At 40.1% G+C, this 11,694-nt stretch carries 3 protein-coding genes and 1 pseudogene; all 4 read left to right on the top strand.

Translation table 11 applies throughout. From position 1 onward, the window contains the following. Window positions 1-110: 110 nt before the first annotated feature. A pseudogene (locus QHG54_RS04855) lies at window positions 111-212 on the top strand (hypothetical protein); the annotation flags it as partial. A 6-nt stretch (window positions 213-218) separates the two neighbouring features. Beyond that, complete coding sequence (locus QHG54_RS04850; RefSeq protein ID WP_406603945.1) at window positions 219-4,448, top strand: Vomp family autotransporter; 4,230 nt, start codon at window positions 219-221, stop codon at window positions 4,446-4,448. A gap of 803 nt (window positions 4,449-5,251) precedes the next feature. Further along, on the top strand, window positions 5,252-10,897 hold the full coding sequence (locus tag QHG54_RS04845; RefSeq protein WP_406603944.1) for a Vomp family autotransporter: 5,646 nt from the start codon (window positions 5,252-5,254) through the stop codon (window positions 10,895-10,897). Window positions 10,898-10,899: 2 nt separating this feature from the next. Next, entirely contained in the window at window positions 10,900-11,490 is a 591-nt protein-coding gene (locus QHG54_RS04840) for an invasion associated locus B family protein (protein ID WP_317992718.1), read from the top strand. Window positions 11,491-11,694 lie beyond the last annotated feature (204 nt).

Here is an 11,694-nt window from a genome sequence, read left to right as displayed (position 1 = left end):
ATTCATAAAGAGATTAACAAGGAGATTGACAAAGTAGTAGGCGATAGCCTTGTTAAACAAGATGACAAGACACATGTTATCAGCATTGGTAGCGAAAAAGTGGTACGAGCATTAATATTGCAAACACTGATCATGCAACGCGGACCCTGTCTGGTGTTAAAGAAGGAGCGGTTTCAGAAAAATCGACCGATGCTATCAATGGTTCCCAGCTTTATAGTTTGAATACCACGCTAGCGAAGTATTTTGGCGGTGGTGCTGGATATGCAGAAGGCAAATGGACAGCACCGAGTTTCAAGGTTAAGACCGTCAAGGATGATGGTAGTGATGTTGAAGAAAACAGCTATGCGAGTGTAGCGGAAGCCTTTGAGGGTGTAGGTACATCTTTTGAGAAACTTCATAAAGAGGTTACTAAAAATAACACGGAAGTTACTGAAAATATTAAGCAGAATGCGTTGTTGTGGAGTGATGAAGACAAAGCGTTTGTAGCACAGCATGAGAAAGATGGATCAAAAACGAATAGCAAGATTAAGTATCTTGCAAATGGGGAGATTTCTGAACACTCAACGGAAGCTGTTACGGGTGGTCAACTTTATTCAATGAATAAGACGGTTGCTAGGTATTTTGGCGGTGGTGCTGGATATAATGATAAGGGAGAATGGGTAGCGCCAAGTTTCAAGCTTAAAACCATCAAAGATGATGGTACTCCTGGTGAGGAGAAGAGTTATGATAATGTAGCGGAAGCCTTTGCTGATGTAGGTACTTCTTTCACGAATATTAAAAATGATATTACTAATGTAGTAAGTGATAGTCTTGTTAAGCAAGATGACAAGACAAAGATTATCAAGATTGGTGGCGAAAAAGATGGTTCTGCAATCACTATTGCCGATAAGGACAGTAAGGATAGAACACTCTCTGGCGTGAAGAAGGCGGAGAATGACAATGAAGCTGTCAATAAAGGTCAGTTTGATGAGGGCGTGACTAAACTTTCTCAAGATATTGATGACGTGCGTTCTGTAGCAGTTTTCTACGATACAGAAGAAGATGCAGATGACGTCCGTGCCCTTACAAGATCAGCCCGTAAAGTTAACAAAAATAGTGTGACTTTTGGAGATCCAAGCAAAGGTCAAGTTGGTTTACATAATGTTGCCGATGGTAAGATTGCCAAGGATTCTCATGATGTTATCAATGGTAACCAGATTGATGCAATCTCTCAAGATTTAGCTAAATTCTTGGGTGGTGATGCGGCATTTAGCGACGGTACGTTTACCGAACCAACATATAAATTATCTCATGTTGCTGAAGATGGTAAAGTAACTGATAGTTCATATACCGATGTTGGTAGTGCGTTTGCAGGTCTTGATACGAGTGTCAAGAATGTAAACCAGCGTATTAAGGATGTTTCTGAAAGTGTTGCTCAGGATTCTTTGAACTGGAGTAAGGATAAGGGGGCATTTGTAGCGCAGCATGGAGAAGGAGATAAAAAAGCAAACAGCAAGATTACGTCTCTTGCGGTTGGAGATATAGGTAAAGACTCAACGGATGCTGTTACAGGTGGTCAGCTTTATTCTCTTGGCAGCAGTGTTGCGAAGTCTTTGGGCGGTAATGCTAGCTATGAGAATGGTGCATGGACAGCTCCAAGTTTCAAGGTTAAGACCGTCAAGGAAGATGGTAGTGAAGTTGAAGAAAAGAGCTATGAGAGTGTAGCGGACGCTTTTGAGGGTGTAGGTAATTCTTTCAAGAATCTTCAAAAAGAGGTTACACAAGGTAACACGGAGGTTACTGAAAATATTAAGCAGAATGCGTTGTTATGGAGCGAAACTGATAAGGCCTTTGTAGCCCAGCATGGAAAAGATGAAGCAAAAACAAATAGCAAGATTAAGTATCTTGCAAATGGGGATATAGGTGAAAACTCAACAGAAGCCGTTAATGGTTCCCAACTTTATAGTTTGAATACTACACTTGCTACGTATTTTGGCGGTGATGCTAAGTATGAAGATGGCAAATGGACAGCTCCAAAGTTTACGGTTAAGACCGTCAAAGATGATGGTAGTGATGTTGAAGAAAAGAGCTATGAGAGTGTAGCGGAAGCGTTTAAGGGTGTAGGTACTTCTTTCACGAATATTCACAATGAAGTTAAGAATGAGATTGACAAAGTTGTCAGTGATAGCCTTGTTAAGCAAGATGACAAGACGCATGTTATCAGCATTGGTAGCGAAAAAAGTGGTACGAGCATTAATATTGCAAACACTGATCATGCAACGCGGACCCTGTCTGGTGTTAAGGAAGGTTCGGTTTCAGAAGAATCAACCGATGCCATCAATGGTTCCCAACTTTATAGTTTGAATACTACACTTGCTACGTATTTTGGCGGTGGTGCTAAGTATGAAGATGGCGCATGGACAGCACCAAGTTTCAAGGTTAAGACCGTCAAAGAAGATGGTAGTGATGTTGAAGAGCAGAGCTATGAGAGTGTAGCGGAAGCGTTTAAGGGTGTAGGTACTTCTTTCACGAATATTCACAATGAAGTTAAGAATGAGATTGATAAAGTTGTCAGTGATAGCCTTGTTAAGCAAGATGAAAAGACGCATGTTATCAGCATTGGTGGCGAAAAAAGTGGTACGAGCATTAATATTGCAAACACTGATCATGCAACGCGGACCCTGTCTGGTGTTAAGGAAGGTTCGGTTTCAGAAGAATCAACCGATGCCATTAATGGTTCCCAACTTTATTCTCTGAATACTACACTTGCGAAGTATTTTGGTGGTGGTGCTGGATATGCAGAAGGCAAATGGACTGCACCGAATTTCAAGGTTAAGACTGTCAAGGATGATGGTAGTGATGTTGAAGAAAACAGCTATGAGAGTGTGGCAGCTGCTTTTGAGGGTGTAGGTACATCTTTTGAGAAACTTCATAAAGAGGTTACTCAAAATAACACGGATGTTACTGAAAATATTAAGCAGAATGCGTTATTGTGGAGTGATGAAGACAAAGCGTTTGTAGCACAGCATGGCAAAGATGGATCAAAAACCAATAGCAAGATTAAGTATCTTGCAAATGGGGAGATTTCTGAAAACTCAACAGAAGCCATTAATGGTTCCCAGCTTTATAGTTTGAATCAGACGCTAGCGACTTATTTTGGTGGTGATGCTAAGTATGAGGATGGTCAATGGAGTGCTCCTACTTTCAAAGTTACCACATTCAAAGATGATGGTAGTTCTGAAGAGCAGAGCTATAGTACTGTAGCGGAAGCGTTTGCGGGTGTAAGCAGTTCATTCACGAAGCTTCATAATGAGATTTCTGAAAATATTGAGCAGAATGCGTTGTTGTGGAGTGATGAAGACAAAGCGTTTGTAGCGGTTCATGGGAAGGGAGATAAAAGAAGCAAGAGCAAACTGAAGTCTCTTCTGGATGGTGATATTTCTGAAGGTTCGACGGAAGCGATCACAGGGAACCAGCTTTATTCGATGAGCAATGCGTTAGCTGCCTATTTTGGAGGTGGAGCAGGCTATAAGGATGGCGAGTGGAGAGCACCAGAATTCAAGGTTGCGCAATTCAAGAGTGATGGTAGTTCTGATGAGAAGAAGAGCTATAATGATGTAGCGAGTGCGTTTGATGGTGTAAGTGAGAGTATGACGAGTATCAACGGGCGTATTCAAGATGTTGAAAAGAATGTCTCGTCCAATAGTTTGAATTGGAATGAAGAGCAAGGCTCGTATGACGCTAGTCATAAGGGAGAAGCGAGTAAGATTACGAATGTATTGGATGGTAAGATAGCAGAAAATTCGCAAGAAGTTGTGAATGGAGGGCAGCTTTGGACGACGAATGAGAAGGTAAAAAAGGTTGAAGAGAGGGTAGATACGCTTGATCAACATGTACAAGATATTGCAAGTGCGGTTACCGATGGTGCTGTTAACTATGACAAAGATGCGGATGGGAAGAAAACTAATAAGATCACTTTAGCGGGTGGAGATCCTGGTGAGCCTGTAATGATAGATAATGTAGCAGATGGCAAAATTGAAGCAGGCTCTAAGCAAGCGGTTAATGGAGGTCAGTTGCATGATTACACCAAAGAGCAGATGGCACTTGTTCTGGACGATGCGAAAAAGTACACGGATGAGCAAGTCAATAATATCGTAACTAATGGTCTTAATGAGGCAAAATCCTATACAGATATGAAGTTTGAGGCGCTAAGCTATGGTATTGAGGATGTTCGGAAAGAGGCAAGACAAGCTGCGGCTATTGGTTTGGCAGTGTCTAATTTACGTTACTATGATATACCTGGATCTTTAAGTGTTTCATTTGGTAGCGGTATCTGGCGTAGTCAATCTGCATTTGCTATTGGTGCTGGTTACACGTCTGAAGATGGGAATATTCGCTCTAACCTATCTATAACGAGTGCCGGAGGTCACTGGGGTGTGGGAGCAGGAATTACCCTAAGACTAAGATGATAAAAAGATATTTCAGCGATACCTCTATTCGCCCTTGTCTTATAAGATAAGGGCGAAAGTTTTAGGTATAAAAACAGTGTTACACTACATTCACTTAAAAAACACACTCTTATATCAACTAGAGTATGTTTTTACAGAGTAAAAAATTTCCTCTTGCTATTAGATCTAATATTCTGTAGCTAATGTATTGCAGTAAAGCACTTTTGTACAAACAAAATGCATTCATTTTATAATAAGAGGAGTATTTATTCTGAGATAATTCCACTCTCTACGATCTAGAAAATTTAATTAAAACATTAACCCTTACTGTAAACAAACAACACCTAAAAAGGATTATACTCTGTTTTAAAAAAGAACCATATCAAATTTACAAAATAAAAAAACACCACTCAATAAGTTCTCACTCTAAGAACTTACTAAATAAAAAACCTTCCTTCGAAACAAGTACCTTTTATATCCTCAAATAAACAAAATAAATTCTTTAACTTATAAAAATACAAACCCTATATCTAATACTAGTGTTAAAATATGTTCTTTTTATGTCAATCCAGTCTTTTTTCTTATTCTTAAATTCAAGGACTCCATTATGAAAAGAACACTCTGCTCAAAAACAGAAACTTCATTAAGCGAATTGCCGATTAATATCGATTACGATCTCACCGAAGTTTTAGATATTTTTTTCCACTACAAAAAGCCGAATCTTTTTATAGAACAGACAAAAACCATACCACTAAAATCCTACTAGCGCTGAAATGTGTCTTTTTGATGTTATGAATATGTTTTTCTGACTTGGAGAATTTGTTATGAAAAAATTCTATACCACACTAGCGCGCAATGACGTAAAATCTCTTCTTTCTCCTTATCCACTCTCTCTGGTTAAGGGTGTTTCATTTGCTGCAATGGTGGCTTTTTTGTCAAATGTTTCTCTTAGTTTTGCAGCAAATCTAGATTTAAGCAAAGTGATTCTTAAAAGCGTAAAGAAGACTGCTGTGGCTTCTCCACAAAGTGTTATCTCTGTTTATAATACCTATAACAGTGGTTTGGATGCTTCTCGTACATTAACGGAAAGTTATTTAACAGCATTGAATATGGGGGTGATGCCAAGAGTTAGAGTTAATGCTTCCAATGACTATGTAAATTTTCTCATCAATACTCTTTTGGGTAAAAGCAATGATAATCCTATTATGAATTTTTTGGTATCGGATGGCAAAAGTTTATCGCAAAGGACATTGGATGCAGGAGAGCAATATAAGAGATCTCTCGTTGGCCCACGCTTGTTTGTTCCTATAAGTGAGCAAGCATTAGTATCTTATAATGATCCAACATCATTGAGTGCCACTTTGATCACGAGCGCTGAAACTCTGCAACCGAATAATGTCTCTGATACTTTGCAGAATGGTTCAATCGCGAATCTGCTACGTTCCCCAGAAATGCAACGTGATGTATCGGAATCAAGTGTCGTTTTTGGTAATGGCATTAAGGAGAAAACCGTAGAGAGTGTTGTTATTGGTAATAAAGCACAGGCGCTTCTAGCCTCTTCCGATCAAGATAAAAGTCTAGCATCGTCTGTTGTCATTGGTTCTAAATCACAAATCCATAGAGGTGGGTCCGTTGCTGTTGGTGCCGACATAACAGCACTAAATAGTGACGTGGTTGCTGTTGGTCGTTATGTACAGGTGGAAGAGAATGCTGGTACAGCTTTAGGCTTTAGGGCGCAGACAAAAGTGTCTGGAGGTGTTGCTCTAGGGAGCAATTCTTATTCCAATAGAGCTGCTGGTGTTTTTGGGTATACATCTTTGTTGCAGGGTCCTGCAACAAACACCCAGGCGCAATGGAAAAGTACGCGGGGCGCGGTTAGTGTTGGTGATCATAGTAAGGGTATAACCAGACAAATTACAGGCGTAGCAGCTGGTTCTGATGTTGCCGATGCAGTGAATGTTAGACAGTTAATGGACTTAGAACAAATCGTAAGAAAAAACGGTTGGAAACTGTCTGTTGGTGGTGAAAATGCTAAAGATGTTCTTATGGACAGCGATGTAGATTTTTCTGCTGGAAGTAACAACTTGAATATTACAAAAGGCAAGGACGACAATAAAGTAAAATTTGATCTCGCTAAAGATGTTGAACTAAGTAGTGCAAAAATGGGGAATAATACCTTAGATGCAACGGGCTTAGTAATTACGGGTGGTCCGAAAATAATGACCGATGGTATTGGCGCTGGCAGTAAAAAGATAACAGGATTAGCAAAAGGTACTGATGGTACTGATGCCGTTAACAAAGCGCAACTTGATCAAGATGTAACCACTCTTTCTGACAAAATTGAAGATGTGCGCTCTGTGGCAGTTCTTTATGATGAGGAAGCAGATACCGAAGAAGTCAGTGCATTTACCAGATCAGCGCGTAAAGTGAATAAGAAGAGTGTGACTTTTGGAGATCCGAAGGAAGGCCCTGTTGCCTTGCATAATGTAGCCGATGGTAAGATTGCCAAGGATTCTCATGATGCCGTCAATGGTTCCCAACTTTTTGAGACCAATCAAAATGTTACGACTGTAACAGCTGATCTGAAAAAAGGAGCTGAGACTATTTCGAAATATTTCGGTGGTGGCGCTAGCTATAAAGATGGGGAATGGACCCAACCTGATTTCAAGGTTAATACATTTAAGGATGATGGTAGTACAGTTGAGTCAACCTATCATACTGTAGCGGAAGCTTTGGCTGGTGTAGGGACTTCTTTCACGCATATTAAAAATGAGATTAATAAGGAAATTACCAATGTAAAAAGTGATAGCCTTGTTAAACAAGAACAGGATACTGATCCTATCACTATTGGTAAGGAAACAGAAGGCACAATCATCAATCTTCAAAACAAAAATAATGAGAACCGCGCCCTTTCCGGTGTGATGGGGGGAAAAATTTCTAAAGATTCAATAGAGGCGGTGAATGGTTCGCAGCTTCATGCGCTTGGCGACAAGGTTGCTACATATTTTGGTGGTAACGCTAGCTATGAGAATGGAGAATGGACAGCTCCTACATTCACGGTTAAAACTGTCAAGGAAGATGGCAAAACAGAAGATAAAGACTATCATAATGTTGCTGCAGCCCTCGAGGGTGTTGGGACCTCTTTTACGAATATTCAGAATGAGATTACTAAAAATAACACGGAAGTTTCTGAAAATATGAAGCAGAACGCGTTGTTATGGAGTCAATCTGATAATGCATTCGTAGCGCAGCATGGGGCAGAAGGAACAGAAAAAACAAATAGCAAGATTAAATTTCTTGCAAATGGAGATATCACTGAAGACTCAACGGATGCCATTACAGGTGGTCAGCTTTACTCAATGGGTGGCAAGGTTTTAAAGTATTTAGGAGGCGGAGCTAAGTACGAGAATGGCACATGGACCGATCCTAGTTTCAAGGTTAAGACTGTTAAGGATGATGGTGTTTCTGAAGAGACAGTTTATACTGATGTTGCGAGTGCTTTGACTGGAGTTGGTACTTCTCTCACGAATGTTCAGAATAAATTGACTGAGCAGGTTAATAATGTGGTTAACAAATTGGAAAGCGAAAGCTTTGTTCAGCAAGATAAAACAACGCATCTTCTCACTATTGGTGCAGCAGCAGAAGGCGGTGAAATCAATATCGCCAATAAGGACAAAGGGGATAGAATACTTTCCGGAGTGAAGGCAGCAACACAAAAGAATGAAGCTGTTAACAAAGGGCAGCTTGATGAAAGTTTAGAGAAGCTTTCTAACAGTCTTCAGTCTGATGAATCTGCTGTTGTTCATTACGATAAAACAGGTGATGAAAATAGCACGATTAATTATAAGAGTGTAACCTTGGGTGGTAAAGATAAAGACCCCGTAGGTCTTCATAATGTTGCTGATGGCGCTATTGCCAAGGATTCTCATGATGCCATCAATGGTTCGCAGCTTCATTCTCTTGGCACCGAGGTTGCGAAGTCTTTAGGCGGTAATGCTAAGTATGAGAATGGAACTTGGACTGCCCCGACTTACGAGATTTCTAATGTTTCTGAAGATGGTGCGGTAACAGAGAATTCATATAACGATGTTGGTAGTGCGTTTGCAGGTCTTGATACGAGTGTCAAGAATGTGAACACTCATCTAGCAAATGAGGTAAAGAAGTTTGATGAAAAAATCACGAAGATTACTCAAGAAGTTCAAGGTGATGCTTTGTTGTGGAGTGAAACGGATAAAGCATTTGTAGCAAAGCACGGCAAAGAAGAAAAAGTCAGTAGTAAGATTACATCTCTTCAGGCTGGCGACATTACTTCAAGCTCAACGGATGCAGTAAATGGTTCGCAGCTTTATTCCATGGGTGAGGAAGTTGCGAAGTACTTAGGTGGTGACGCATCATTTGACAGCGGTTCATTTACAGCCCCAACTTATAAACTATCTCAGGTTGATGCTGATGGTCAGGTAACACCAACTGAATTTAAAGATGTTGGTAAAACGTTTGAAGGGCTTGATACGAGTATCCAGAATGTGAATCAGCGTATTAAGGAAGTCTCTCAAGGTGTAGCGCAGGATTCTTTGTCGTGGAGCAAAGAAAAACAAGCCTTTGTTGCGCAGCATGGAGAAGGAGATACGAAAGCAAATAGCAAGATTACGTTTCTTCAGAATGGAAGCATTACTGAGGATTCAACAGATGCGGTGAATGGTTCGCAGCTTTATTCCATGGGTGAGAAAGTTGCGAAGTATTTTGGTGGTGATGCTAAGTATGAAGACGGTGCATGGACCGCTCCAAGTTTCAAGCTTAAAACCATCAATTCAGATGGTACTCCTGGTGAGGAGAAGAGTTATGATAATGTAGCGGAAGCCTTTGCTGATGTAGGTACTTCTTTCACGAATATTAAAAATGATATTACTAATGTAATAAGCGATAGTCTTGTTAAGCAAGATACAGAAACAAAAGTCATCAAAATTGGTAGCGAAAAAGACGGTACTAAAATCACAGTTGTAAACAGTGATGGGGCAGCACGGACACTTACCGGTATCAGTGCAGGAACGCTCTCGGAAGGATCTACGGATGCCGTGAATGGATCTCAGCTCTATTCAGTGAGCAATGCGCTTTCCACTTATTTAGGTGGAGGCACTAAGTATGAAAATGGGGATTGGGCCGCTCCGAGCTTCAAGGTTAGAAAATTTGATGACGATGGAAATGCGTCTGAGGAAACCTATAATAATGTAGCGGAGGCATTTGATGGTGTTAGCAGTTCTTTTACGAAGCTTCATAACAAGGTTAATAATGAGATTAACAAAGTGGTAGCTGATAACCTTGTTAAGTGGGATGAAGAGACAAAGGTTATCAAGATTGGTGGAGAAAAAGATGGCAGTGAGATTACTCTTATAAACAGTGGGGGTAAAGCACGGACTCTATCTGGAGTAATGGCTGGAATTCTATCAGAAAGTTCAACAGAAGCAGTGAATGGCTCACAACTTTATTCGATGAGCAATGCGTTAGCTGCATATTTTGGTGGAGGAGCTGGGTATAGTGATGGCAAATGGAGTGCACCAGAATTCAAGGTTGCGCAATTCAAGAGTGATGGTAGTTCTGATGAGAAAAAGAGCTATAGTGACGTTGCGAGTGCGTTTGATGGTGTAAGTGAGAGTATGACGAGTATCAACGGGCGTATTCAAGATGTTGAAAAGAATGTCTCGTCCAATAGTTTGAATTGGAATGAAGAGCAAGGCTCGTATGACGCTAGTCATAAAGGAGAAGCGAGTAAGATTACGAATGTATTGGATGGTAAGATAGCAGAAAACTCGCAAGAAGTTGTGAATGGAGGGCAGCTTTGGACGACGAATGAGAAGGTAAAAAAAGTTGAAGAGAGGGTAGATACGCTTGATCAACATGTAAAAGATATTGCAAGTGTAGTAACAGATGGCGCTGTTAACTATGACAAAGATGCGGATGGGAAAAAGACCAATAGCATTACGTTAGCGGGTGGAGATCCTGGTGAGCCTGTAATGATTGATAATGTTGCTGATGGCCGCATTGAAAAGGATTCGAAAGAAGCCATTAATGGAGGTCAGTTGCGTGATTTCACTAAGGAGCAGATGAAGATTGTTCTGGACGATGCGAAAAAGTATACAGACGAACGAGTGAATAATAGCATCAATAATGCGATTGATCAGGCTAACCAATATACCGATATAAAATTTGAAGCATTAAGTTATGACATTGAGAGTGTACGCAAAGAGGCAAGACAAGCAGCAGCTATTGGTTTAGCAGTAGCTAACCTGCGTTATTATGATACGCCTGGATCTTTAAGTGTTGGATTGGGCAGTGGTATATGGCGAGGTCAATCTGCAATTGCGTTTGGTGCTGGTTATACATCAGAAGATGGGAATATTCGCTCTAACCTGTCTGTAACCAGTTCCCGAGGTCACATAGGTATGGGGGCAGGGATCATCCTGAAACTGAGATGATAATGAAGAAAATTAATACAATTATTAAAAAGCGAAATCTTTTGGCAAAGATTCTGTTCGCCCTTGTCTTATTAGGCAATTATGGAAGCTTTGCTGATGAAAAAAACAATGTTTATACGGTGCATCCACCGCACTTAGTTGTTCCTAGTGGACCTCCTGGTGAAACACGTCGAGTCGTTACACAATTTGATAATTGGACTTTAATTTGCGATGAAAAACAATCGCTTAAGCAAGGTATATGCAATGTGACGCAGACGGTCCATGATCAAGAGGATAATACTATTTTTAGTTGGTCTCTTGTTTCTACGAAAAATGGCCAAGCAGTAATGCTATTTCGGACATTGCCAAATGCTGATACAAATGTTCCTATCCGAATGTTTGTTGAAGGTGTTAAAAAGCCTGTCCTCATTCGTTATACGCAATGTAATGAAGCGGTTTGCTTGGCACAATCGCCTTTAGGACCAATTTTTAGTAAACAAATAGAGCAGAATAAAAAAGTGCGTATTTCCTACAAGGTAAAAGAGGGAAAGATATTTTCTTTTACGGTGCCATTTAAAGGGCTGAGTGCAGCACTTTATTCTTTACAACGATAGACTGCGTAGATAAATTTTAGCAGGCTTATTTTCATAAATCGTTGTGCTGTATTTTCAGATCTAAATGAGGAGTACAATGAGTAAGAAATTCACATCGACATGCTAAGAGATGCTTTATTCAAACAAAGATACATTTTACAAATGTAAAATAACAATAAAATAAGTTGTTTATATAATAAAAAATAAAGTTAGATTTTTCCACAG

The organism is Bartonella gliris, from assembly GCF_045277155.1.
Classification (GTDB): domain Bacteria; phylum Pseudomonadota; class Alphaproteobacteria; order Rhizobiales; family Rhizobiaceae; genus Bartonella; species Bartonella gliris.
The sequence above is the reverse complement of the archived record's forward strand: the minus strand, read 5'-3'. Positions and strand labels throughout refer to the sequence as shown.